The following is a 23,674-nucleotide window of genomic DNA, read 5'->3' on the forward strand; positions in this document are numbered from 1 at the left end:
GGTCTGATGATCCGACCACCGCCCTCCGTTCCCAGCTCAGACCGTGACCAGCGTCTCCAGCGGGGCGCTGCCCAGGTGCCCGGCGAGCCGCGCGCGGCCGTCCAGGAAGCCCAGCTCCATCAGGACCACGACGCCCGCGAGCTCGGCGCCGGCCTCCTTCACCAGGTCCAGCGACGCACCGATGGTGCCGCCGGTGGCCAGCACGTCGTCGACCACCAGCACCCGCTCACCGGGGGCGAAGGCGTCGCACTGCACCTCCAGCGTCGCCGAGCCGTACTCCAGCTCGTACGAGCGCCGGAACACCTCGCCGGGCAGCTTGCCCTGCTTGCGGATCGGCACGAAGCCGAGCCCGGCCGCGAAGGCCGCCGGAGCCGCCAGCACGAAGCCGCGCGCCTCCAGGCCCACCACCTTGGTCGCACCGAGGGCCTGCGCCCGGTCCGCCAGCGCCTGGACGAGGGTCGCGAAGGCCTCGGCGTCGGCCAGCAGCGGCGCGATGTCCTTGAACAGCACACCCTGCTTCGGGTAGTCCGGGACGTCCCGGATCCGGCTGTTCAGCAGCTCGGCCAGTACGGTGTCGGCGGTGGTCACAAGAGGTCCTTACGGTCGGGCGGGTCAGCGCTTGCCGGACGAACGGCCCTTGGCACGCGAGGTGCCGGCCGCACGGCCGCGCTGACCGACCATACCCGCGGGCAGGTCCTCGTCGGCGAACTCCTCGCCCTCCGGCGTCGCGTCCGAGCCGGCCTCGGCGGCCGCCTTGGCGTCCGCCGCACGGCGCTGCGCGACCCGCTTGGCCAGCGCCTTCATCTCCGGCTGCTCCTCCTTGAGCTGCGCCAGCAGCGGGGTGGCGACGCAGATCGAGGAGTAGGCACCGGCGGCGAGGCCGATGAACAGCGCGAGCGAGATGTCGTTCAGGGTGCCGGCACCCAGCAGGCCGCCACCGATGAACAGCAGCGCCGCCACCGGGAGCAGGGCGACCACCGTGGTGTTCAGCGAGCGCACCAGGGTCTGGTTGAGACCCGCGTTGGCGGCCTCGCTGTAGGTGATCTTGTTCTGCTTGGTGAGCCCCTTGGCGTTCTCCTTCACGGTGTCGAAGACGACGACCGTGTCGTAGAGCGAGTACCCGAGGATCGTCAGGAAGCCGATCACCGTACCGGGGGTGACCTCGAAGCCCACCAGGGCGTACACGCCGATGGTGATCAGGAGGTCGTGGATGAGGGCGACCAGGGCGGCCACCGCCATCCGCCACTCGAAGGCGATCGCCAGGTAGATCGTCACCAGGATCATGAAGATGATCAGGCCGGTGAGCGCCTTGTGTGAGATCTGCTCACCCCAGCTGGGACCGATCACCTGGGTGTCGATCTCGGCGACGGGGACGTTGATCTCCTTGGACAGCTTGTCCGTGAAGACCGACGAGGAGACCTGCTCCTCGGAGCTGATCTGGATGCGGATCTTCTCGCCGCCGTCGACGGACTGCACCAGGGGGTGCGAGTGGACGATCTTGTCCACCGCGTCCTGTGCCTGCGAGATCGACAGCCCCGGCTTGGCGACCGTGTAGACCGAGCCGCCCTTGAACTCGATGCCGAGTTTCAGGCCCATGGCCAGGCCGACCGCCGCGACCAGGACGATCACACCGGAGATGCTGTACCAGAGCTTGCGGCGCCCGACGAAGTCGAAGCTGACCTCGCCCTGGTAGAGCCGGTGGCCCAGATTGGAGAAGCGTGACACGGTGTCAGGCCTCCTTCACGGCGGAAGCGGACGGGCTACGGCGACGGGTACTGCGCAGCGGCGGGCGGGCGCCCAGCCGCTTCGGGTCCAGACCGGACCACGGGTGGCCGTCGGAGAAGAACTTCTTCCGGGCCAGCAGGGTGATCAGCGGCTTGGTGAAGAGGAAGATCACCACGACGTCGAGCGCGGTGGTCAGGCCCAGCGTGAACGCGAAGCCCTGCACCTTTCCGACCGAGACGAGGTAGAGCACCGCGGCACAGAGGAAGGACACGAAGTCCGACACCAGGATGGTGCGCCGGGCGCGCGGCCAGGCCCGCTGGACGGCCGGGCGCAGCGGGGCGCCCTCGCGGACCTCGTCGCGGATGCGCTCGAAGTACACGATGAAGGAGTCCGCGGTGATACCGATCGCGACGATCGCACCGCAGATGGCCGGCAGGTTCAGCGCGAAGCCGATGCCCGCGCCGAGCAGGCTCATGATCGAGTAGGTGAGGATCGCCGAGACGATCAGACCGGCGATCGAGACCAGGCCCAGGCCCCGGTAGTAGACCAGCGAGTAGAGGACCACCAGCAGCATGCCGATCAGGCCGGCGATCAGGCCCGCCTTCAGCTGGTCGCCGCCGAGCTGCGGCGAGACGGTGGTGACGTCGCTGGTGGTGAACTCCAGCGGCAGCGCGCCGAAGCTCAGCACGTTGGCGAGGCTCTGCGCCTCGGTCTGGCTGAAGCTGCCGGAGATCACGCCCGAGCCGCCGGGGATGGGGCCGCGCACGAGCGGGTGGGAGACGACCTGGCCGTCCAGCACGATGGCGAACTGGTCGGTCGGGCTGGGCTGGCCGGCCAGCTTGCCGGTGATGTCGGTGAACGCGTCGCCACCCTTGCCGTTGAACTGCAGCTGGACCTGCCAGCCGCCGCCCTGCTGGGTGTCGATGGTGGCCTGCGCCTTGGAGACGTCCGAGCCGTAGACGGCGACCGGGCCGAGGGCGAGCTTGTAGTAGAGGCCCTTCTCGTCCTTCTGGGTGCAGGCGACGGCCGGCTTGTCCACGGCCGTCTGGTAGTTCTTCCGCTGGTCCTGCTGGGAGCAGTCGATGCGGGCGAAGTCGGCCGCCAGCTCCGGCGGCACGGTGCCCGAGGTCATCGCGGCGGTCAGGTCCGGGTTGGCGGCCGGAGCGCTGGGCGCGGTGCTCGGAGCGGTGCTCGCGCCGGTGGCGGCCGCGCTCGGGGTGGCGTCGGCGGCGAGCGCCTCGCCGACCGCGCGGCCCTGCTTGGTGGCGCTGGCGCTCGGCGCGACGGCGGTGGTGCCCGCCGAGGCCGAGGGGGTGGCCGAGGGGGCCGCACCCGGGGCGGCGCTGCCGCTCGCCGTGGGGGACGCGGTCGGGGCCGGGATCTGGATGCCGCTCGGGGCGAGGGCGAGGACCGGGCGGAAGAACAGCTGGGCGGTGGTGCCGACCTGGTCGACCGCCGTCTGCTTGTCTCCACCCTTGGGGATGTTGACGATGATGTTCTTGTCGCCCTGGGTCTGGACCTCCGCCTCGGAGACACCCATCCCGTTGACGCGCTGCTCGATGATCCCGGTGGCGATGTCCATGCTGGACTTGTTGATCGCCTTGGGGTCGGTCGACTTCGCGGTCAGCGTGATGCTGGTGCCGCCGGCGAGGTCGATCCCGAGGCGGGGCTTGGTGTTGCCCGTCCCGAACATGAGGGCGACCAGTCCGACGGTGACGACCAGGATGAGGGCCAGCGCCCGCCCTGGGTAGCCGTCGCGCGGGCGCGACTTGGGTGTTGCCACCTTGCTCGTTTCTCCCTGTCCATGCCACCTCCCCAACCGGACCCCCGTCCGGCTCGTGGCGGGACGGGGGCATGGCGGGAGCGCGGCCCTGAGGTCCTGTGGGCTCGCGGCACTGCGCCGCGCGGCCGGGCTGGTGCCCGACCGTACTACTTGCTCGCGGGAGCCCCGCCCTCGGCATCGCCCTTCTCGGCGCTGTCCTTGGTGAGCGTCAGCGGCTTGTCCTCGGCCGGCTCGGCCTCGGCGTCCTCGGCATCGACCTCGGGGAGCTCGTCCTCGGCGGGGCGACCGTTGATGATCGCGTCGTACTCCTGCGGGTCCAGCACGGCCGCGACCGCACTCTTGGTGAAGTGGCTGATCACGCCGGGGGCGATCTCCAGCTCGACGGTCTCCTCGTTGACCGCCTTCACCTGGGCGTACAGGCCGCCGATGGTGCGCACTCCGGCCCCGGGCTCCAGCGCGGTCTGCATGCTCTGCATCTGCTGCTGGCGCTTCTTCTGCGACCGGAACATGAGCACGATCGCGATGATCGGGAGGAGAAGGATGATGAGGTTCACTGCAGCCAGGGTCCTTTACGGGCCGCCGGTCGGCGGCCTGTGTGGTATTGGTCGGCCCGTCAGGTGAGAGGGGCGGTCCGGCGGAGTCTAGGCGACCCCGAACTGATCGGACAACGCCAAGCATCGCATCCTGCCGCCGAAAGTGGCGAGCCTCGGCCTGCACAGTTTCGTCGGACTTCTTCCCCGACTTCCGCCCGCGGACCTCTCACGGGCCCCCGCCGGGCCGGCGTCACCCGTTCAGCCGCCGTCCCCCGGGAAGAGTTCCGGCTGGGCCGGCACCGCACCGCGGGTGGTCTGGACCGGCGGGGTGAGGCCGAGGTGCTGCCAGGCGGCGGCGGTGGCGATCCGCCCGCGCGGGGTGCGGGCGAGCAGTCCCTCGCGGACCAGGAACGGTTCGGCGACCTCCTCGACCGTCTCGGCCTCCTCCCCCACCGCGACCGCGAGCGTCGACAGCCCGACCGGGCCGCCGCCGAACAGCCGCAGCAGCGCGTCCAGCACCGCGCGGTCGAGCCGGTCCAGCCCGCGGGCGTCCACCTCGTAGACCTCCAGCGCCTGGGCGGCGATCCCCGGGGTGACCACGCCGTCGTGCCGGACCTGGGCGTAGTCGCGCACCCGGCGCAGCAGCCGGTTGGCGATCCGCGGGGTGCCCCGGGAGCGGCCGGCGATCTCGGCGGCGCCGGCCGGGTCGATCTCGACGTCCAGCAGGGCGGCCGAGCGGTGCACCACCCGCTCCAGCTCGGCGGGGGCATAGAACTCCATGTGCCCGGTGAAGCCGAAGCGGTCGCGCAGCGGCGGCGGCAGCAGGCCGGCCCGGGTGGTCGCGCCGACCAGGGTGAAGGGCGGCAGCTCCAGCGGGATGGCGGTGGCGCCGGGCCCCTTGCCGACGATCACGTCGACCCGGAAGTCCTCCATCGCCATGTAGAGCATCTCCTCCGCCGGGCGGGACATCCGGTGGATCTCGTCCAGGAAGAGCACCTCGCCCTCGGTCAGCGAGGAGAGGATCGCCGCCAGATCCCCCGCGTGCTGGATCGCCGGACCGGAGGTGATCCGGATCGGGGCGCCCAGCTCGGCCGCGATGATCATCGACAGGGTGGTCTTGCCGAGCCCGGGAGGGCCGCTGAGCAGCACGTGGTCGGGGGCGCTGCCGCGCTGGCGGGCGGCCTGGAGCACCAGCGACAGCTGCTCGCGCACCCGCTCCTGGCCGATGAACTCGTCCAGCAGCTTGGGCCGCAGCGCCGCCTCGACCGCCTGGTCCTCGCCGTCGGCGGCGGCCGTGACCAGCCGGTCGGCCGGGTCGGAGTCGTACGGGCTCATCGGTGCGGGCTCCAATGTCGACAAGGGGACAGGTGATCAGATCGGCAAACCGGATCGGCGAAGAGGTCAGCGGGTGCGGTTCAGGGTGCGCAGCGCGGCCTTGAGCAGCGCGCCGACGTCCGTCCTGGGCTGGGCCTCGGCCTCGGGGGTGACGGCGGTGACCGCCTCGTCGGCCTCCCGCGGGGCGTAGCCGAGGCCGACCAGCGCGGCGTGCAGCTGCTCGCTCCACGGCGCGGGCCCGGCGGCGATCGGCTTCTGGGCGGGGACGCTGCCGTGCGGGGCGCCCAGCTTGTCCTTGTACTCCAGCAGCAGCTTGGCGGCCTTGGCCTTGCCGATCCCGGGGACGGCGATCAGCGCCTTCTCGTTCCCGGCGGCGACGGCGGCGCGCAGCTCGTCCGGGCTGTGCACCCCGAGCATGGCCTGCGCCAGGCGCGGGCCGACGCCGGGCGCCGCCTGCAGGATCTCGAAGACGGCGCGCTCGTCGTCGTCCGCGAAGCCGTAGAGGGTGAGCGAGTCCTCCCGGACCACCAGGGAGGTGGCGAGCCGGGTGGGCTCGCCCGGCCGCAACCCGGCCGCGGTGGCGGGCGTGCACTGCACGGCCATCCCGACGCCGCCGACCTCGACGACGACGGTGCCGCCGGAGATGGCGGCCACCGGGCCCTGGACGAAGGCGATCATCGTGCGGCTCCTCGGGAGGCTCGGTAGGCGGACGGCCGGGCCGGTGCGGCCTTGGCCGGCGCCGCCTTGGCGACGGCGGCGGCGATCCGGTCGGTGGCACCGCCGCGCCAGATGTGGCAGATGGCCAGCGCCAGCGCGTCCGCGGCGTCGGCGGGCTTGGGCGGGGCGTCCAGCCGCAGCAGCCGCTGCACCATGCTGGTGACCTGGGCCTTGTCGGCCCGCCCGGAGCCGGTGACGGCCGCCTTGACCTCGCTGGGGGTGTGCAGGGTGACGGGGATGCCCCGCCGGGTGGCGCAGAGCATAGCGACGGCGCTGGCCTGCGCGGTGCCCATCACGGTGCGGACGTTGTGCTGGGCGAAGACCCGCTCGACCGCCACCAGGTCCGGCCGGTGCTCGTCGAGCCAGCTCTCTATGCCCTGCTCGACCAGGAGCAGCCGCGGCCCGATCTCCGCCTCGGCGGGCGTGCGCACCACGCCGACCCCGACCATCTTCAGGGGCCGGCCGGGCGCGCCGTCGACCACCCCGATCCCGCACCTGGTCAAGCCCGGGTCCACACCCAGTACCCGCACGTCAGCCCCGCCTCTCGGTAAACCCGCCGCCCGCCCCCGGGCGCAGCGACCTGCGAAGGCTACCGCCCGGGTCGGACAACGGCTCGAACGACACCGGCCCGGTGGTCCTGGGACCACCGGGCCGGGAGGTGGGAACGGTCACTCGGAGTCGAGCTGCGCACCGACCTCGTCGCTGATGTCGAAGTTGGCGAAGACGTTCTGCACGTCGTCGCTGTCCTCCAGGGCGTCGATCAGCTTCAGGATCTTGCGGGCGCCCTCGACGTCCAGCTCGACCTGCATGCTCGGCAGGAAGTTGGCCTCGGCCGAGTCGTAGTCGACGCCGGCGTCGACCAGCGCGGTCCGGACGGCGACCATCCTGGAGGCCTCGGAGACGATCTCGAAGGACTCGCCGAGGTCGTTGATCTCCTCGGGCTCCTGGTCGAGGACGACCTCGAACAGCTTGTCCTCGTCCACGCCGTCCGACTTGGGGACGATCACGACACCCTTGCGGGTGAAGAGGTAGGACACCGAGCCCGGGTCGGCCATCGAGCCGCCGTTGCGGGTCATCGCGACGCGCACGTCGGAGGCGGCGCGGTTGCGGTTGTCGGTGAGGCACTCGATGAGGACGGCCACACCGTTCGGGCCGTAGCCCTCGTACATGATGGTCTGGTAGTCGGCGCCGCCGGCCTCCAGACCGCCACCGCGCTTGACGGCGCGGTTGATGTTGTCGATCGGGACCGAGCTCTTCTTCGCCTTCTGGATGGCGTCGTACAGGGTCGGGTTACCGGCCGGGTCGGGACCACCGGTGCGCGCCGCCACCTCGATGTTCTTGATCATCTTGGCGAAGAGCTTGCCGCGCTTGGCGTCGATCACGGCCTTCTTGTGCTTGGTCGTAGCCCACTTAGAGTGGCCGGACATCGCCAGCTCCTTTACGTCGCCAAAGGGAAATGAACAGATGAGATCTTACCGGTGTCGTCACCGGTGGACCGCACACGGTCAGCGTGCGGCGGCGAGGTGCTCCTCGACCATGGCAACGAAGTAGCCGTGCACCCGGTGGTCGCCGGTCAGCTCGGGGTGGAACGAGGTCGCGAGCAGGTTGCCCTGGCGCACGGCGACGATCCGGCTCTCCGGGCCGTCCGCGGCCGGAAGCTCGGCCAGCACCTCGACACCGGCGCCGACGGCCTCGACCCAGGGGGCGCGGATGAACACGCCGTGCACCGGGCCGCCGTCCAGGCCCTTGAAGTCGACTCCGGACTCGAAGGACTCGTTCTGGCGCCCGAAGGCGTTGCGCCGCACGGTCATGTCGATCCCGCCGACGGTCTCCTGGTCCTCGCGGCCGTCCAGGATCTTGTCGGCCAGCATGATCATGCCCGCGCAGGTGCCGTAGACCGGCATGCCGGCGGCGACCCGCTCGCGCACCGGGTCCATCACGCCGAACAGCAGCGCCAGCTTGGACATGGTGGTGGACTCCCCGCCGGGGATCACCAGCGCGTCGACCTCGGCCAGCTCCTCGGCACGGCGCACCGGGCGGGCCAGCGCGTCGGCCTCGGCCAGCGCGACCAGGTGCTCGCGGACGTCGCCCTGCAGGGCGAGGACGCCGATGACTGGAGTGCTCACGGTCTCAAACCTCTTCGATCGTTACTTCGTGTGTACGTGGCGCGGCCCGCCGCGCGCCGAGGCGCTGCGGCGGGCCGACGCTGGTCGCGGAGTGGTTACCAGCCGCGGTTGGCGTAGCGCTCGGTCTCGGGCAGGGTGTCGCAGTTGATGCCGACCATGGCCTCGCCCAGGTTGCGGGAGGCGTCCGCGATGATCTTCGGGTCGTCGAAGAAGGTGGTGGCCTTGACGATCGCGGCGGCACGCTTCGCCGGGTCGCCCGACTTGAAGATGCCGGAGCCGACGAAGACGCCCTCGGCGCCCAGCTGGCGCATCAGCGCGGCGTCGGCCGGGGTGGCCACACCACCGGCGGAGAACAGCACGACCGGCAGCTTGCCGAGCTCGGCGACCTCCTTGACGAGCTCGTACGGGGCGCGCAGCTCCTTGGCGGCGGCGTACAGCTCGTTGTTGTCGAAGCCGCGCAGCTTGGCGATCTCGTTCTTGATCTGGCGCAGGTGGCGGACGGCCTCGACGACGTTGCCGGTACCGGCCTCACCCTTGGAGCGGATCATGGCCGCGCCCTCGGCGATGCGGCGCAGGGCCTCGCCCAGGTTGGTGGCACCACACACGAAGGGGGTGGTGAACGCGAACTTGTCGGAGTGGTTGACCTCGTCGGCCGGGGTCAGCACCTCGGACTCGTCGATGTAGTCGACACCGAGCGACTGCAGGACCTGGGCCTCGACGAAGTGGCCGATCCGGGACTTCGCCATGACCGGGATGGAGACCGCGGCGATGATCTCCTCGATCATGTTCGGGTCGGACATCCGGGCCACGCCGCCGTCCTTGCGGATGTCCGCGGGGACCCGCTCGAGCGCCATGACGGCCACCGCGCCGGCGTCCTCGGCGATCTTCGCCTGCTCGGCGTTGACCACGTCCATGATCACACCGCCCTTGAGCTGCTCGGCCATGCCGCGCTTCACCCGGGCGGTGCCGATCTGCGGCTGGTCTGCGGTGGTGGGGGTGCTGGACACGTGAGACCTCACTCGAAGATGAACCAGTGCTATCGCCCTATGGTAGGCGGAAGAAACGGCCCCTCCATGCGCCACCAAGTCCAGCGCGGCCGACGGGATACGACAAACAGGCCGGATCCGGACGCACCGCTCCACGCCCCGCCGCCGGGGCATGTCCGGCAATGTCCGGACCTTACGCCGGGGCCCCCTCAGGCGTCAGGGCCGGCGGAGGCGTGTCGTCCATCTCGAAGGCCATCGGGAACGGCGCCTTGCCCGCCAGCCGGAAGTAGCGCACCAGCCGGTGCTCGCGCACCGCCCGGGCCGCCCGCACCGCGTCGTTGTGGAACCGCCGCGCCAGCGGCACCCGGCGGACCGCCGCCGTCAGATCCTTCACGGCCTCCTCGCCACCCGGCTCGGCGACCAGCACCGCGACCTGCTCCGGCTCGGCGAGCACCGCCCGCAGGGCCAGGCTCAGCTGGCTCTCCGCCACCTCGCGGTGCTCGTCCTCCGCCTGCCGGGCCGCGTGCGCCGCGTCCAGCAGCAGCAGCGAGGCCGCCGGGTCCAGCAGCGAGGAGGTCGCCAGCTCCATCGCCACCGAGGCCCGGCGGACCAGCTGCGCGTCCAGCGCCGCCCGTGCGGCGTCGATCCGGGCGTGCAGCCGGTCCAGCCGTCCGGCCGTCCAACTCAGGTACATGCCGAACAGCACCACGGCCACGCCGGCCCAGATCCAGGTAGTCACGGGGCGCTACGCTACCGGGTGCCGCGAGGTCAGCCCTCGATGGTGGCGCTGCGGTAGCAGTCGCGGTCGATGTCGGAGATGTTCACCGCGGTGAACAGCCGACCGCCCGGCGCCGGCCGGACGTGCTCGGCCAGCAGCGCCTGGACGGCCTCGCCGAGCGCCGCCTTCGCCTCCGGGGCGCGGCCGGGGAAGATCTGGAACTCCACGTACACCTGCTCGTCGGCGCCGGTGCTCTCGCCCACGACGAAGTCCTCGGTCCGGCGGAACAGCGTCTTGCACGCCTCGGGCCGGGCGTCGATGGTCTTCACGGCGAGCCGGTTGATCGCCAGGCCCAGCGCCCGGCGGTCGAAGGAGCCCTCCAGGCCCGGCGAGTAGTCGACGGAGATCTGCGGCATGGGGATACCTCCACGGGTCACGGTGATCAGTACGGTCCGGCAGACCCTAACCACCGGCGCCCGCGGTTGCTTCCCCCCGCAGGGGGAGCAACCGGCACCCGCCGGGCGCGCCTCAGTCGCGGGCCAGCCCGAACCGGCCGCGCCGCCCGGTGCGCTCGTCCTCCCCGACCACGGCCGCCGCACCCGACGCGACCGTCTCGTACACCGCCAGGATGTCCGCGCCGACCGTCGACCAGTCGAACCGCCGGACGTGCCGGGACGCCGCCTTGCGCAGCTCCTCCAGCCGGCCCGGGTCCCCCAGCAGGCGCAGCGCCGCACGGGCCAGCGCGTCCGCGTCCTCCACCGGGAACAGCTCGCCCGCGGCCCCGCCGTCCAGCACCTGCTTGAACGCGTCCAGGTCGCTGGCCAGCACCGGCGCACCCGCCGACATCGCCTCGACCAGGATGATCCCGAAGCTCTCGCCGCCGGTGTTCGGCGCCACGTACAGGTCGACGCTGCGCAGCAGCCGGGCCTTCTCCCGGTCGCTGACCATGCCGAGGAACTCCACCTGCCGGCGGACCTCGGGCGCCAGGCCCGCGACGGCCTCCTCCTCGTCGCCCTTGCCGGCCACCAGCAGCCGGACCCCGGGGCGCTCGGCGAGGATCCTCGGCAGGGCGGCCAGCAGCGTCGGCAGGCCCTTGCGCGGCTCGTTGATCCGGCCGATGAACCCGATCGTGCCGGGCTCGCCCGCGGCCGCGCCGCCCGTCCAGCGGGAGTCCGGCTCGGCCTCCGCGAAGAAGCCGACGTCCACGCCGTTCGGGATCACCACCGCGTCCCCGCCCAGGTGCTCGACCAGGGTGCGCCGCGCGTACTCGCTCACCGCGATCCGGGCCCGCATCTTCTCCAGCCCCGGCTGGAGGATCGGCGAGGCCGCGATCATCGCCCGCGAGCGCGGGTTGGAGGTGTGGAAGGTGCCGACCATCGGCCCGGACGCGGACCACGCCGCCAGCATCGACAGGCTCGGCGAGGCCGGCTCGTGGACGTGCAGGATGTCGAAGCGGCCCTCGTTCAGCCAGCGCCGCACCCGGGCGGCGGACAGGATGCCGAAGCTCAGCCGCGCCACCGAGCCGTTGTACGGCACCGCGACCGCCCGCCCGGCCGAGACGACGTACGGCGGCAGCGCCTCGTCGTCCTCGGCGGGCGCCAGCACCGACACCTCGTGGCCGAGGCCGATCAGGTGCTCGGCGAGGTCCCGGATGTGGAACTGCACGCCGCCGGGGACGTCCCAGTCGTACGGGCAGACGATGCCGATCTTCACTGCTTCCTCATGCTCCTTCAGGGCCCGGAGGCCTCGGCGGCGGGCTCGACGGCCCGCTCTGCGGCGCCGGCGGGCTCCGCGGCGGGCGCTTCCGCCGCCGCACGGACCGGCAGGTCGGCCAGCCAGAAGCGCTGCAGCATGTGCCAGTCCTCGGGGTGCTCGCGGATCCCCTGCTCCCAGATGTCCGCCATCGCCTGCACCATGGCCTGGGTCTGCTCCTTGCGGTCGCCCTCGGCGGGCACCGGGATCTCCGGGTTTATCCGCGCCCGCAGCACCCGACCGTCGTACCAGAGGGTGGCCGGCATCAGCGCCGCGCCCGTCCGCTGGGCCAGGGCCGCCGGACCGGCCGGCATCCTGGTCGCCTCGCCGAAGAACGACACCTCGACGCCGGCCTCCGAGAGGTCCCGGTCGCCGACCAGGCAGACCAGCCGGCCCGCCCGCAGCCGGCGGGCCATCGTGCCGACCACCGAGACGCCGCTGCCGGTCAGCGCCAGCACCTCCATGCCCAGGCTCTCCCGGAACTCCACGAACCGGTCGAACAGGCGCTCCGGCTTCAGCCGCTCGGCGACCGTGGTGAACGGGTACCCCTCCAGCGCGACCCACGCGCCCGCGAGGTCCCAGTTGGCCATGTGCGGCAGCGCCACCACCACACCGCGGCCGGAGTCCAGCATCGCGCGCATCTGCTCGGAGCCCTCGACCTGGACGTCCCGGGCGATCCGCTCGCGGCTCCACACCGGCAGCCGGAAGGACTCCATCCAGTACCGCATGTACGAGCGCATCCCGGCCCGCGACAGCTCGCGCAGCCCGGCCTCGTCCAGCTCGGGCCGCACCCGGCGCAGGTTCTTCTCCAGTTGCAGCACCCGCGGCCCGCGGCGGCGCCACGCGGTGTCCGCGAGCCGTTCGAACAGGGCGCGCGCCACCGGCTCCGGCAGATGCTTCAGCACCGCCCAGCCCAGCGCGTACGCCGAATACACCAGTCGGTCCTTCACCGAAGGCCCGCCCCCCTTCAGCTCCCGGCCGCCATCCGGTCGGCCTCGAACGCCTCGCGGCGCACTGTCAGCATCCGCTGGAACACCGTCACCAGGCTGCCCGCCGCCACCAGCCACAGCGCCACCGGCAGCAGCCACTCCACGTACGGCACCCCGAACGTCGCCAGGCCCGCGACCCCGGCCGCGACCAGGCTGATCACCAGCCGCTCGGCCCGCTCCACCAGCCCCGACACGTCGCACGGCAGGCCCTGGCTCTCCGCCCTGGCCTTGGTGTACGACACCACCAGGCCGCTCGCCAGGCAGAAGATCGCCACGGCGCACAGCAGGTTGTTGTCACCCTTGCCCGCGTACCACATGGCCAGACCGCCGAAGATAGCCGCGTCGGCCACCCGGTCCAGCGTGGAGTCCAGGAACGCGCCCCAGCGGCTGGTCCGGCCCAGCTGCCGGGCCATGTTCCCGTCCACCAGGTCCGAGAAGATGAACAGCGTGATCGTGATGGTGCCCCAGAAGAACTCCCCGCGGGGAAAGAACACCAGCGCACCGGCCACCGAACCGGCCGTACCGACCAGCGTCACGGCGTCCGGGCTCACGCCCAGCCGGATCAGGAACGCGGCGAACGGGGTCAGGACACGTGTGAAGAAGGCACGCGCGTATTTGTTGAGCATGGCCTTCCCGACCGCTCCGATCTCCCTGGTACCCGCCTGCGGCCCAAGACGCGGCAGGCGGCCGGACGGATCAGCCCATCCGGCGCACCCATCGTATCCACGCCGAACGACACCCTCCGCCGCACCGCACCGCCCACCCGGCCCCACGGGCGCCCGCCCGCCACCCCCGGCACGCGGCCACACACGAACGGTGACCACCCGGGCCGCCCCGCCCGCGCCCCCGCCACCCCCGCCCACCAGCCACGTCACGCGCAGCGGTGCCGCGCGCCCGCACCCGCCCCGGTCGCACCGCAGGCGGGGAGTTGAAGACGGACCCTAGACTTTTCACGACAGTCCGGCCGCCGCCAGGACACCCCCGGCGACCGGCCAGGCGCGACGGGAGGAGACCCCCCGATGCCCGACCGCAGCACCGCACGAGCCGGCCAGGCGCCCACCGTCGCCGACCCCCGGCACCTGCGCAACGTCGTCCTGATCGGCTGCAGCGGCGTGGGCAAGACCACCCTCGCCGAGTCACTCGCCCTCGCCGCCGGCGCCGTCAACCGCCCCGGGCGCATCGCCGACGGCAACACCGTCTCCGACCACGAGGACATCGAGCACCAGCAGCAGCGCTCCGTCCAGCTCTCGCTGCTCCCCCTCGAGTGGAACGGCATCAAGGTCAACCTGCTCGACCCGCCCGGCCACCCCGACTTCGCCGCCGAGCTGCGCGCCGCCCTGCACACCGCCGACGGCGCCGTCTTCGTCGTCTCCGCCACCGAGCCGATCACCGCCCCCACCCGAGCCCTGTGGCGCCAGTGCGCGGCCGAGTCCATCCCCCGGGCCATCGCCGTCGCCAAACTCGACGTCGCCCGCAGCAGCTTCGACGACATCCTCACCGCCTGCCACGACGCCTTCGGCCTGGGGCCCGACACCCTGCGCCCGCTCTTCCTGCCCGTCCACCAGGGCGACCACCCCACCGGCACCGTCGACCTCCTCACCGGCCGCGGCTACGGCGAGGCCGGCCAGGAGATCGACGCCGGCCAGGCCCCCGGGGCCGGCCCGGCCAGGGAAAGCCTCGTCGAGGCCATCTCCGGCCAGGACGACACCCTGATGGAGCGCTACCTGGCCGGCGAGACCCTCGACACCGAGGCCCTGGAGGCCGGGCTGCGCCGCGAGGTCCTCGCCTGCGCCCTCCACCCCGCCCTGCCCACCACCGACGGCGGCATCGGCGCGGCCGAACTCCTCGACCTCATCACCACCGCGTTCCCCGACCCCACCGAACGCACCCGCCCGGGCCCCGACTGCGACCCCGACGCCCCCCTCGCCGCCCAGGTCGTCCGCGTCACCAGCGACGCCTACGTCGGCCGGGTCAGCCTGCTGCGCATCTACGCCGGCACCCTGCACCCCGACACCCACATCCACCTCACCGGCCCCGGGCACTCCGGCGACCACCAGGAGGGCGACGAACGCGTCACCGGCCTCACCAGCCCGTTCGGCAAGCTGCAGCGGCCCGTCCCGCACGCCGTCGCCGGGGACCTGGTCAGCGCCGCCAAGCTCACCAGCGCCCGGTCCGGCGACACCGTCCACGAACCCGGCCACCCGGTGAAGCTCGACGGCTGGACGCTGCCCGAACCGCTGCTCCCGATCGCCGTCGAGGCCCACAGCAAGGCCGACGACGACAAGCTCTCCCAGGCCCTCAACCGGCTCACCGCCGAGGATCCGGCGCTGCGCCTCGAACAGAACCCGGACACCCACCAGCTGGTCCTCTGGTGCACCGGCGAGGCCCACGCCGAGGTCGTCCTCGACCGGCTCCGCGGCCGGCACGGGGTCCACGTCGACACCGTCGAACCCAGGGTCGCCCTGCGCGAGACCTTCGGCACCGCCGCCGCCGGCCACGGCCGGCTGGTCAAGCAGTCCGGCGGCCACGGCCAGTACGCCATCTGCGAGCTGGAGGTCGAGCCGCTTCCCGCCGGCTCCGGCTTCGAGTTCCAGGAGCACGTGGTGGGCGGCGCCGTCCCCAAGCACTTCATCCCCTCCGTCGAGAAGGGCGTCCGCGCCCAGCTCGCCAAGGGCGTCTCCACCGGGCACCCGCTCGTCGACGTCCGGGTCACGCTCACCGACGGCAAGGCGCACTCGGTCGACTCCTCGGACTCCGCCTTCCAGGCCGCCGCCGCCCTCGCCCTGCGCGACGCCGCCGAGCACGCCGTCATCCGGCTGCTGGAACCGGTCGCCGCCGTCAGCGTCCTACTCCCCGACGACTACCTCGGCGCCGTACTCGGCGACCTCTCGGCCCGCCGCGGCCGCGTCCTCGGCACCGAGACCGGCGGCCCGAGCCTGACCCTGCTGCGCGCCGAGGTGCCGGAGCTCGAACTCGCCCGCTACCCGGTCGACCTGCGTTCACTCACCCACGGCACCGCCGAGTTCTCCCGCGCCTACCTGCGCCACGAACCCATGCCCGCCGCGCTGGCCGCCCGCCTCGCGGACGACGACGGGTAGGACGACGGGTAGCCGACGGACAGGGCGCCTACCGCTTGGGCAGCGCGCAGGCCGGCGTGCCGCCCGGCATCCGGTGCCGGTTCTTCGACACCCAGCGGTACACCGCACCCGCCAGCGGCCGCACCGGCGCCAGCGCCAGCGCCCCGCCCAGGTACGCCCACACCCCGCCCGAGCGCATCAGCAGCCGGGCCACCGCCTGCGCCCCGCCGTACACCCGGCCGGCCGGAGTGATCCAGAGCACCTCGCGCTCCGCGCGCTCCCAGGACACCTCTCCGCGCCCCCCGGCCCTCGCGTCCAGCGCCGCCAGGTCCGCGAACTGGAACGGCACCCCCTCCCAGCCGCCGGACGCCAGCGTCTGCCGCAGATACCGCTCCGCCCACGTCTCGCACGTCGTGCAGAACGAGCAGTCCCCGTCGAAGACCAGTACCGGATCCTTCACCGCAGTTGCCTCCATACGCCCATCGTGCACCACCGCCCACCGCCGTCCGGCCACCGGGTTCCGAACCGGCGAAACCTGGGCATCATGGCCCACAGGCCCACCGCGGCCGGATCGTGACGCCTCTTCAGACGATCATCCGCGCGGCACCACCACGGCACGGTAACCTGCCGCTGACAAGGGGAGGAGGGGACGCCACCGTGACGACACTCGACATGACCCCGGGTGCGCAGATACCCCGGACCGACGCCGGCCCGCAGACCGCCGTCACCCAGGCGCTCTCCTCGGCCGCCTACCGTGACAGCCCGATCTCGGACTTCGTGAAGCAGGTCACCGCCGCCACCGAGAAGAAGGGGCGGTTCGCGCTCTTCCAGCCGAACCTGGGCGAGGCCTTCAGCAGGGCCGTCATCGCCCGCACGCTCGGCGCCGGGCGCAAGCCCATCGTGCCCTCCTTCGGCACCGACACCCGCCAGATCGTCGAGCACTGCCTGGCCGCCCAGGAGCTGCGCGACTCCCGCGACCGCAGCCTCACCACCATCACCGTCGTCACCGGCGTGCTCTTCCTCCCCGGCACCCTGATCTGGCTCGCCGCCTTCCAGCTGCGCGCCTGGCTCCGCAAGGACAACGCCAAACAGGCCGGCCTCTACGGCACCCTCGCGCTCGTCGCCGCGGCCGCCGTCGCCGTCCTGCTCGCCGTCCGACCGCCCCTCGGCGGCCCGCTCGGCATCTACCTGCGCATCGTCATGCTCGCCCCCGTCGTCGGCTGGTACCTCGCCAAGCGGATCGTCCTGCGCTCCACCGAGGACCTCCGCGCCCGCTGGCAGGCCCTCGTCGAGGGCACCGCCGTGGCCGCCACCGTGCCGCAGGCCGTCCCCCGCGACGACCTCGACAAGAAGGCCACCGACCTGCGCGCCAAGCTCGGCCGGCTCGAAGCCGAGCAGGAGACCAACATCCAGCACTACGCCGGGCCCAAGGGCATCCTCGGCGTCGGAAAGCGCTGGGGCGAGTGGCGGATGGTCGACGTGCTGCGCCCCGCCGAGGGCCACGCCGACTTCCGCGCCTTCCACCCCTGGGACCTCGTCCGCAAGATCGCCGGCCACCTCAAGGGCCTGGGCATCAGCGAGGTCGCCAACAGCGGCATGACCAACGTCTCCGTCAAGCAGTGGGTGGTGCTTGAGGTCGGCGAGGGCGCGGACGAGATCGGCCGGCCCGGCGGCGCCGACATGGACGGCGACCGGATGCGCGATTTCGCCATCCAGTCCGTCGCCGACAAGCAGACCTTCGCGGGCGGCGGCCCCCGGCACTACCTCGCCACCCAGTTCATCACCTTCGACGGCAAGCTGATCATCACCTTCACCGTCACCGTCACCCTGCTCGCCAACACCCTGACGGTCGCCGTCGCCGGCTACGCCCTCGGCCCGGTCAACGGCCTCTTCTTCGACAAGCCCAAGCCGAAGGAGCGGACCGAGCCGAAGACCGGCAAGTTCTGGGAGGAGCGCACCATCCAGCTCCCCCTGATCGACAACGACGAGGTGGTGCGCCAGGCCGTCCGCGCGCCCTTCATGCGCGCCCCCGGTCTGCTGGCCTGGCTCGGCGGCGGCCTCGGCCTGCCCGAGCCCTTCGGCCTGCGGCACGCCTGGGCCTCGCCGCCCTGGGGCAGCCGGTTCATGACGGACAACGCGCTCAACGCCTCCGTCCCGGTGCTCAGCGCCGTGCACGCGGCCACCCTGGAGTTCCTGGACGAGCACGACCTGGACACCGAGCGGTTCTTCAAGAACCGGGCCTCGATCATCAAGTCCGAGGCGCAGGGCAGCCGGCCCTACAACGTCGACCGGTTCGACGCGGGCTGAGCAGGCATGTGGGAAGGGGCCCGACCGGAGATCCGGTCGGGCCCCTTCCCACATGTCCGGGCTCAGTCCTGCGGCCAGACCTCGGCCAGCATCTTGCGGGTGTCCGCCAGCAGCTGCGGCAGCACCTTGGTGTGGCCGACCACCGGCATGAAGTTGGTGTCCCCGCCCCAGCGCGGCACCACGTGCTGGTGCAGGTGCGCCGCGATCCCGGCACCCGCCGCGGCGCCCTGGTTCATCCCGATGTTGAACCCGTGCGCCCCCGAGGCCGAACGCAGCGCCGTCATCGCCTTCTTGGTGAACACCGCCAGCTCGGCGGTCTCCGCCTCGTCCAGGTCGGTGTAGTCGGCGACGTGCCGGTACGGGACCACCATCAGGTGGCCGCCGTTGTACGGGTACAGGTTGAGCACCGCGAACACGGCGCTGCCGCGCGCGATCACCAGCCCGTCCTCGTCGCTCAGCGACGGGATCGAGCAGAACGGGCAACCGTCGTCCGGAGCCGGGCCGGTGGGCTTGTTCTCGCCCTGGATGTACGCCATCCGATGGGGGGTCCACAGGCGGCGGAAGCCGTCCGGCTCGCCGACGCCCCGCTGCAGTTCCGGCTCAGTCGTCATGCTGATCAGCATATTCGCACCGGCTGGCTTGCAAAGCAGTGCGGGGCAGACTCCTCGGAAGCCTGCCCCGCGAACCGCCGCCTACGGCATCACACCTGGATGCGACGCTCCACCGCGTCCACGATCTCGGCGACCGCGTCGGCCAGCGGCACGCCGTTCTTCTGCTCGCCGTTGCGGTAGCGGAAGGAGACCGCGCCCGCCTCGACGTCGTCGTTGCCGGCGATCAGCATGAACGGCACCTTGGACTTCTGGGCGTTGCGGATCTTCTTCTGCATCCGGTCGTCCGAGGTGTCCACCTCGACCCGGATCCCGCGCTTCTTCAGCTCGGCCGCGACCTCCAGCAGGTACGGCACGTGCTCGTCGGTGATCGGGATGCCGGTCACGGTGACCGGGGCGAGCCACGGCGGCATGGCGCCGGCGTAGTGCTCCAGCAGCACCGCGAAGAAGCGCTCGATCGAGCCGAACAGCGCACGGTGGATCATGACCGGCCGCTGCCGCGAACCGTCCGCCGCCGTGTACTCCAGGTCGAAGCGCTCGGGCAGGTTGAAGTCGAGCTGGATGGTCGACATCTGCCAGGTCCGGCCGATCGCGTCCTTCGCCTGGACCGAGATCTTCGGGCCGTAGAAGGCCGCGCCGCCCGGGTCAGGGACGAGCGGGAGGCCCTGCTTCTCGGCCACGTTCGCGAGGACGGCGGTGGCCTCCTCCCAGGCCTCGTCCGAACCGACGAACTTCACCGGGTCCTTGGTGGAGAGCTCCAGGTAGAAGTCGGTCAGACCGTAGTCGCGCAGCAGGTTGAGCACGAAGGTCAGCGTCGAGTCGAGCTCCTCCGCCATCTGCTCACGGGTGCAGTAGATGTGCGCGTCGTCCTGGGTGAAGCCGCGGGCCCGGGTCAGACCGTGCACCACACCGGACTTCTCGTACCGGTACACCGTGCCGAACTCGAAGAGGCGCAGCGGCAGTTCACGGTACGAGCGGCCGCGCGCGTCGAAGATCAGGTTGTGCATCGGGCAGTTCATGGGCTTCAGGTAGTAGTCCACGCCCTCGTCGAGCTGCATGGGCGGGTACATACCGTCGGCGTACCAGTCCAGGTGGCCGCTCTTCTCGAAGAGCTTCCCCTTGGTGGCGTGCGGGGTGTAGACGAACTCGTAGCCCTCCTCCTCGTGCCGGCGGCGCGAGTAGTCCTCCATGGCGCGGCGGATGATGCCGCCCTTGGGGTGGAAGACGGCGAGGCCGGAGCCGATCTCCTCGGGGATGGAGAAGAGGTCGAGCTCGTTGCCGAGCTTGCGGTGGTCGCGCTTCTCGGCCTCGACGAGGAAGTCGAGGTGCGCCTTCAGCTCGTCCTTGGTCGGCCACGCGGTGCCGTAGATGCGCTGGAGCATCGGGTTGCGCTCACTGCCGCGCCAGTAGGCGGCCGCGTTGCGCATCAGCTTGAACGCCGGGATGTGCCGGGTGGACGGCAGGTGCGGGCCGCGGCAGAGGTCGCCCCAGCACAGCTCGCCGGACTTGGCGTCCAGGTTGTCGTAGATCGTCAGCTCGCCGGCGCCGACCTCGACGTCGGCACCCTCGCCGGCGGTCGCGGCGGAGCCCTTGAGGCCGATCAGCTCCAGCTTGTACGGCTCGGCGGCCAGCTCTTCGGTGGCGGCCTCGTCGGTCACCACGCGGCGGGAGAACTTCTGGCCCTTCTTGATGATCTCCTGCATGCGCTTCTCGATGGCCTTGAGGTCATCGGGGTGGAACGGCTTCTCGACGTCGAAGTCGTAGTAGAAGCCGTCCTTGACCGGCGGGCCGATGCCGAGCTTGGCCTCCGGGAAGAGCTGCTGCACGGCCTGCGCCATGACGTGCGCGGTGGAGTGGCGCAGGATGTCCAGGCCGTCCTTGCTGCCGATCGCGACCGGCTCGACCTCCTCGCCGTCCTGCACGGCGTACGCGAGGTCCTTGAGCTGGCCGCCGACGCGGGCGGCGATGATCGAGCGGTCGTCCGCGAAGAGCTCGGCGGCCGTAGTGCCCGTGGTCACCACGCGCTCTTCCCGATCGGGTTCGCGGTTGATGATTACCCGGACGTCCGTCACCGGTCTCTCCTGACGTGCTGGATTCATAGGACGCAACACTGCGCTGCGCGTGACGATGGTACCGAGAGCACCACCCCCGCCGTGCACCTACGCCCCCTGTCCCCCCTCCCCCAGCCCCTTGAGCAGCCGCTCCCGCTCGGCGTCCTCCAGCCCGCACGGTTCCAGGCCGCGCGGCTGCGCGAGCCGGCGGAAGCCGCCGCGCCGCTCCAGCCGGCCGCTGACCCGCACCGGGGTGCCCGCCAGGTGGGCCTCGGCGGCCAGCCGGTAGGCGGGGTCGGGCAGCCTGAGCCGCACCTCGGCGACCTCGGCCCCGCCGAGCACCCGCATCCGGACGGTGCCCGGCCCGGCCGGGTCGGCGCGCTTGAGGCGCACGACCACGCCGACCAGGGTGACCGCGACGGCCGGCTCGATCCGCTCGAGCAGCGCGGCGGCCTCCTCCAGGGCGGGCAGGTCCCCCGGCGAGAACTCCAGGGCGATCCGCCGGTCGCCGAACCCGCCGGGCGTCCCCGCGGCGGCCGACCACGCGACGGACAGCTGCGCCGCCGTCGCCCCGCGCACCAGGTCCGCGACGGACTGCACCAGCTCCCGGCTGACCCCGGCCTGCACCGCGTTCTCGAAGGCCTCCGGCCCGCCGCTGACCCTCCGGTAGTCGACGGCGTCGCGCAGCGCCTCCAGCGCGCGCACCAGCGTGGTCACCGCCGCCCGCCCCTCGGGCGCGGGCGTGTACGCGGTGAGGCCCGCGCCGCCCTCCACCACCAGGACCCGCTCCAGGAAGTCCTTGGCCCAGGCGTCCAGCCGCGCGCCGAAGTACGCGGCCCTGGTCCGCCCGGCCTTGGCGCCCGCCGCGAGCATCCCGCGCGCCGCCTGGTGCAGCCGCTCGGCGCCGTCCCAGGGCGCGGTACCGGCCGGGCCCGGCAGCTCGCGCCGCCAGTGCAGTTCGTCGCCGGGGACGGCGAGCGCCAGCAGGATCGAGCGGGCCGAGGGGCTGCGCGAGCGCGACAGCGCGGTGACGGCGTCGGCGAGCAGCTCGACGGCGTCGTCGAAACCGTCCCCCGCGGGCACCAGCAGGCTCGTCCCCGGGTCCGTGTCGTCCGGCGGCGTCCAGCGGCCGTACCGGGCGGACGGGCCGCCGCGCCGCACCCAGCCGTGCCGGGCGAGCAGCGTGCAGAGCACCGCCGGGTCGACGGCCGCCGGGTCGGGCAGTGCCCGGGCGCCGTCCGGCAGCCCCTGTGGCAGTGTCATCGTCCTGCTCCTCCCCGCCGGGGCGGGGCCGTCACGGGCTGCCGCCCGCACCGACCCGCGCCATGATGTCGCACAGTGCGCGGTCGTCGAAGACCTTCGCGGTGGGCACCCGGACGTTGGTCCGCCGCTGCCCGGTCACCGGGTGGCCGGCCAGGTTGACCCAGTAGCAGCAGTGCCGCAGCTCCAGCGCGTCCGGCCGGGCCGCCAGCCAGCGGTCGACCCGGCGCGGCAGCAGCATCACCACCAGGATCTTCGGCACCGCGACCCGCACCCGGGCCAGCTTTCGCAGGTGCTCGTTGTCCAGGGTGAAGCCGAAGTGCGGCCCGGCGGGCTCGGGGGCGATCTGCTGGGTGGCCTTGAGCTGGATCTTGATGGTCACCTCGTCGTCCACCTGGTGCGCCCGGGAGCCGTGGCTCACGTGCCAGTCGATGCCGTTGTCCGGGAACGGCTGGGACAGCGAGCAGCCCGCCGCCGCCACCACCGCGTGCAGGTACCCGACCTGCAGTGTCTCCATGCAGGCCGTCACCGCCAGATCGCCCCGCAGGACGGCCGCCGCCTCCTCGGGCTGCGGCTGTGTCAGCGCCATCGCCCCGTAGCCTCCCCCGGCCCCGGGCCCGTCCGGATTCGAACAGGACACCCGACCGAAGCATCCCCGGCCAGGGCTCGGCCAAACGGTTGAACGGGCGTCAGGAGCGGTATCACCCTCACGGAACGCAGTACCTGAGGGGCAGTCATGCAGCAGCACTGGTTCACCGGCCCGCTCGCCTCCTTCGACACCGAGACCACCGGCGTGGACGTCGAGACCGACCGGATCGTCTCGGCCGCCCTGGTCGTCCAACCCGCCCCGGGCGCTCCCCCGCAGACCTCCGCCTGGCTCGCCGACCCCGGCGTGCCGATACCGGACGGCGCCCGGGCCGTGCACGGCATCTCCGACGAACACGTCCGGGCCCACGGCCGCCCCGCCCGTACGGTGGTGGCGGAGATAGCCCGCGCCCTCGCCGAGCAGTCCCGCGCCGGGCGCCCGCTGGTGGTGATGAACGCCCCCTACGATCTGACGCTGCTGGACCGCGAGTTGCGCCGCCACCGCGGCCTGTCGCTGACCGACGCGCTGGGCGGCGGAGGGCTGCTGGTGCTCGACCCGCGGGTGCTGGACAAGCACGTGGACCGCTACCGCAAGGGCCGCCGCACCCTCACCGACCTGTGCGCGCACTACGGGGTGGAGCTGGCCGGGGCGCACGACGCGGCCGCCGACGCGACGGCGGCACTGGACCTGGTCCGGGCGATAGCGACCCGCTACCCGGTGGCCCTGGGCGGGCTCTCGGCGGCCGAACTGCACCTGCGGCAGGCGGTCTGGCACGCGGCGCAGGCCCGGGGGCTGCAGAACTGGTTCGACCGGACGGGCACGCCGGAGCGGGTGGACCTCTCCTGGCCGCTGCGCCCGGCCCGGTGCGGCTGCGGCCGGCGGCTGTCACCGGAGCACAGCTGCGAGGTCGCGGCGTAGCGGCGGGTGCGAGGTCACGGCGGGCGCGCGGACACGCAACAGGCCCCGACCGGTTTCCCGATCAGGGCCTGTGTGCTGTCCGGTGGGCGATACTGGGATCGAACCAGTGACCCCTTCGGTGTGAACGAAGTGCTCTCCCGCTGAGCTAATCGCCCGGGCAACGAGAAGAAGACTAGCACCATTCGAGGGGTGCCGTACAACTC

23 protein-coding genes and 1 tRNA gene are annotated in these 23,674 nt (G+C 72.4%); 3 read left to right on the forward strand and 21 right to left on the reverse strand.

Annotated elements, in window-relative coordinates; genetic code table 11:
• Positions 1 to 36: 36 nt before the first annotated feature.
• The 15 genes from ACIGZJ_RS16170 to pgsA all read right to left on the reverse strand — a co-directional run bounded on the left by ACIGZJ_RS16170 (position 37) and on the right by pgsA (position 13,290).
• Positions 37 to 588 carry an adenine phosphoribosyltransferase gene (locus ACIGZJ_RS16170; protein ID WP_396457805.1) on the reverse strand — a complete coding sequence of 184 codons (552 nt, stop codon included), beginning with the start codon at positions 586 to 588 and terminating at the stop codon, positions 37 to 39.
• Between the two features lie 24 nt (positions 589 to 612).
• Positions 613 to 1,725, reverse strand: coding sequence for a protein translocase subunit SecF (gene secF, locus ACIGZJ_RS16175; protein ID WP_396457806.1), 1,113 nt, complete (start codon positions 1,723 to 1,725; stop codon positions 613 to 615).
• 4 nt (positions 1,726 to 1,729) lie between these two features.
• Positions 1,730 to 3,508, reverse strand: a complete 1,779-nt coding sequence (secD, locus tag ACIGZJ_RS16180; protein ID WP_396457807.1) for a protein translocase subunit SecD — start codon at positions 3,506 to 3,508, stop codon at positions 1,730 to 1,732.
• Positions 3,509 to 3,654: 146 nt separating this feature from the next.
• Positions 3,655 to 4,062, reverse strand: a complete 408-nt coding sequence (gene yajC / locus ACIGZJ_RS16185) for a preprotein translocase subunit YajC (RefSeq protein WP_396457808.1) — start codon at positions 4,060 to 4,062, stop codon at positions 3,655 to 3,657.
• Positions 4,063 to 4,299: 237 nt separating this feature from the next.
• A complete protein-coding gene (ruvB, locus tag ACIGZJ_RS16190; protein ID WP_396457809.1) occupies positions 4,300 to 5,376 on the reverse strand; it encodes a Holliday junction branch migration DNA helicase RuvB in 1,077 nt (358 codons plus the stop codon).
• A gap of 66 nt (positions 5,377 to 5,442) precedes the next feature.
• Positions 5,443 to 6,054, reverse strand: a complete 612-nt coding sequence (gene ruvA / locus ACIGZJ_RS16195) for a Holliday junction branch migration protein RuvA (protein WP_392933859.1) — start codon at positions 6,052 to 6,054, stop codon at positions 5,443 to 5,445.
• Positions 6,051 to 6,623, reverse strand: a complete 573-nt coding sequence (gene ruvC, locus ACIGZJ_RS16200; protein WP_396457810.1) for a crossover junction endodeoxyribonuclease RuvC — start codon at positions 6,621 to 6,623, stop codon at positions 6,051 to 6,053. The genes ruvA and ruvC overlap by 4 nt, the downstream gene beginning before the upstream one ends.
• 138 nt (positions 6,624 to 6,761) lie before the next feature.
• Entirely contained in the window at positions 6,762 to 7,520 is a 759-nt protein-coding gene (locus ACIGZJ_RS16205) for a YebC/PmpR family DNA-binding transcriptional regulator (protein WP_396457811.1), read from the reverse strand.
• Between the two features lie 78 nt (positions 7,521 to 7,598).
• Positions 7,599 to 8,219, reverse strand: coding sequence for a pyridoxal 5'-phosphate synthase glutaminase subunit PdxT (gene pdxT, locus ACIGZJ_RS16210; RefSeq protein ID WP_396457812.1), 621 nt, complete (start codon positions 8,217 to 8,219; stop codon positions 7,599 to 7,601).
• 95 nt (positions 8,220 to 8,314) lie between these two features.
• A complete protein-coding gene (gene pdxS, locus ACIGZJ_RS16215) occupies positions 8,315 to 9,226 on the reverse strand; it encodes a pyridoxal 5'-phosphate synthase lyase subunit PdxS (protein ID WP_392933851.1) in 912 nt (303 codons plus the stop codon).
• A gap of 172 nt (positions 9,227 to 9,398) precedes the next feature.
• Positions 9,399 to 9,899: a hypothetical protein gene (locus tag ACIGZJ_RS16220; RefSeq protein WP_392934665.1), complete on the reverse strand. Its 501-nt coding sequence runs from the start codon at positions 9,897 to 9,899 to the stop codon at positions 9,399 to 9,401.
• A 74-nt stretch (positions 9,900 to 9,973) separates the two neighbouring features.
• Positions 9,974 to 10,339 (reverse strand): 5-carboxymethyl-2-hydroxymuconate Delta-isomerase, encoded by a 366-nt coding sequence (locus ACIGZJ_RS16225; RefSeq protein ID WP_396457813.1) that lies wholly within the window; start codon positions 10,337 to 10,339, stop codon positions 9,974 to 9,976.
• 112 nt (positions 10,340 to 10,451) lie between these two features.
• Positions 10,452 to 11,636 carry a glycosyltransferase family 4 protein gene (locus ACIGZJ_RS16230; protein WP_396457814.1) on the reverse strand — a complete coding sequence of 395 codons (1,185 nt, stop codon included), beginning with the start codon at positions 11,634 to 11,636 and terminating at the stop codon, positions 10,452 to 10,454.
• A gap of 17 nt (positions 11,637 to 11,653) precedes the next feature.
• Positions 11,654 to 12,625 (reverse strand): phosphatidylinositol mannoside acyltransferase, encoded by a 972-nt coding sequence (locus ACIGZJ_RS16235; RefSeq protein WP_396457815.1) that lies wholly within the window; start codon positions 12,623 to 12,625, stop codon positions 11,654 to 11,656.
• A gap of 17 nt (positions 12,626 to 12,642) precedes the next feature.
• Positions 12,643 to 13,290, reverse strand: a complete 648-nt coding sequence (gene pgsA, locus ACIGZJ_RS16240; RefSeq protein WP_387950418.1) for a phosphatidylinositol phosphate synthase — start codon at positions 13,288 to 13,290, stop codon at positions 12,643 to 12,645.
• Positions 13,291 to 13,683: 393 nt separating this feature from the next.
• Between pgsA and ACIGZJ_RS16245 the strand changes: the two genes are divergently transcribed.
• Entirely contained in the window at positions 13,684 to 15,762 is a 2,079-nt protein-coding gene (locus ACIGZJ_RS16245) for an elongation factor G-like protein EF-G2 (protein ID WP_396457816.1), read from the forward strand.
• A gap of 28 nt (positions 15,763 to 15,790) precedes the next feature.
• Here ACIGZJ_RS16245 and ACIGZJ_RS16250 read toward each other — a convergent pair whose 3' ends face one another.
• The gene (locus ACIGZJ_RS16250; RefSeq protein WP_396457817.1) at positions 15,791 to 16,216 is read right to left on the reverse strand and encodes a thiol-disulfide oxidoreductase DCC family protein; all 426 of its coding nucleotides are present in this window, start codon (positions 16,214 to 16,216) and stop codon (positions 15,791 to 15,793) included.
• A gap of 182 nt (positions 16,217 to 16,398) precedes the next feature.
• Here ACIGZJ_RS16250 and ACIGZJ_RS16255 point away from each other — a divergent pair, with 182 nt between their 5' ends.
• Entirely contained in the window at positions 16,399 to 18,048 is a 1,650-nt protein-coding gene (locus ACIGZJ_RS16255; RefSeq protein ID WP_396457818.1) for a hypothetical protein, read from the forward strand.
• 62 nt (positions 18,049 to 18,110) lie between these two features.
• On the opposite strand, the gene ACIGZJ_RS16260 is transcribed toward ACIGZJ_RS16255, so the two are convergent.
• The 4 genes from ACIGZJ_RS16260 to ACIGZJ_RS16275 all read right to left on the reverse strand — a co-directional run bounded on the left by ACIGZJ_RS16260 (position 18,111) and on the right by ACIGZJ_RS16275 (position 22,556).
• Entirely contained in the window at positions 18,111 to 18,671 is a 561-nt protein-coding gene (locus ACIGZJ_RS16260) for an HIT family protein (RefSeq protein WP_396457819.1), read from the reverse strand.
• A 77-nt stretch (positions 18,672 to 18,748) separates the two neighbouring features.
• Entirely contained in the window at positions 18,749 to 20,728 is a 1,980-nt protein-coding gene (thrS, locus tag ACIGZJ_RS16265) for a threonine--tRNA ligase (protein ID WP_396457820.1), read from the reverse strand.
• 87 nt (positions 20,729 to 20,815) lie between these two features.
• A complete protein-coding gene (locus ACIGZJ_RS16270) occupies positions 20,816 to 21,970 on the reverse strand; it encodes a hypothetical protein (RefSeq protein WP_396457821.1) in 1,155 nt (384 codons plus the stop codon).
• A 31-nt stretch (positions 21,971 to 22,001) separates the two neighbouring features.
• The gene (locus ACIGZJ_RS16275) at positions 22,002 to 22,556 is read right to left on the reverse strand and encodes a DUF4365 domain-containing protein (RefSeq protein WP_392933825.1); all 555 of its coding nucleotides are present in this window, start codon (positions 22,554 to 22,556) and stop codon (positions 22,002 to 22,004) included.
• A 147-nt stretch (positions 22,557 to 22,703) separates the two neighbouring features.
• On the opposite strand from ACIGZJ_RS16275, the gene ACIGZJ_RS16280 reads away from it, so the two are divergent.
• On the forward strand, positions 22,704 to 23,471 hold the full coding sequence (locus ACIGZJ_RS16280; RefSeq protein WP_392933822.1) for an exonuclease domain-containing protein: 768 nt from the start codon (positions 22,704 to 22,706) through the stop codon (positions 23,469 to 23,471).
• An 83-nt stretch (positions 23,472 to 23,554) separates the two neighbouring features.
• Here the strand turns inward: ACIGZJ_RS16280 and ACIGZJ_RS16285 are convergent.
• A tRNA-Val gene (locus tag ACIGZJ_RS16285) sits at positions 23,555 to 23,626 on the reverse strand.
• Positions 23,627 to 23,674 lie beyond the last annotated feature (48 nt).

It is taken from the genome of Kitasatospora sp. NPDC052868, assembly GCF_044547105.1.
Taxonomy (GTDB): Bacteria; Actinomycetota; Actinomycetes; order Streptomycetales; family Streptomycetaceae; genus Kitasatospora.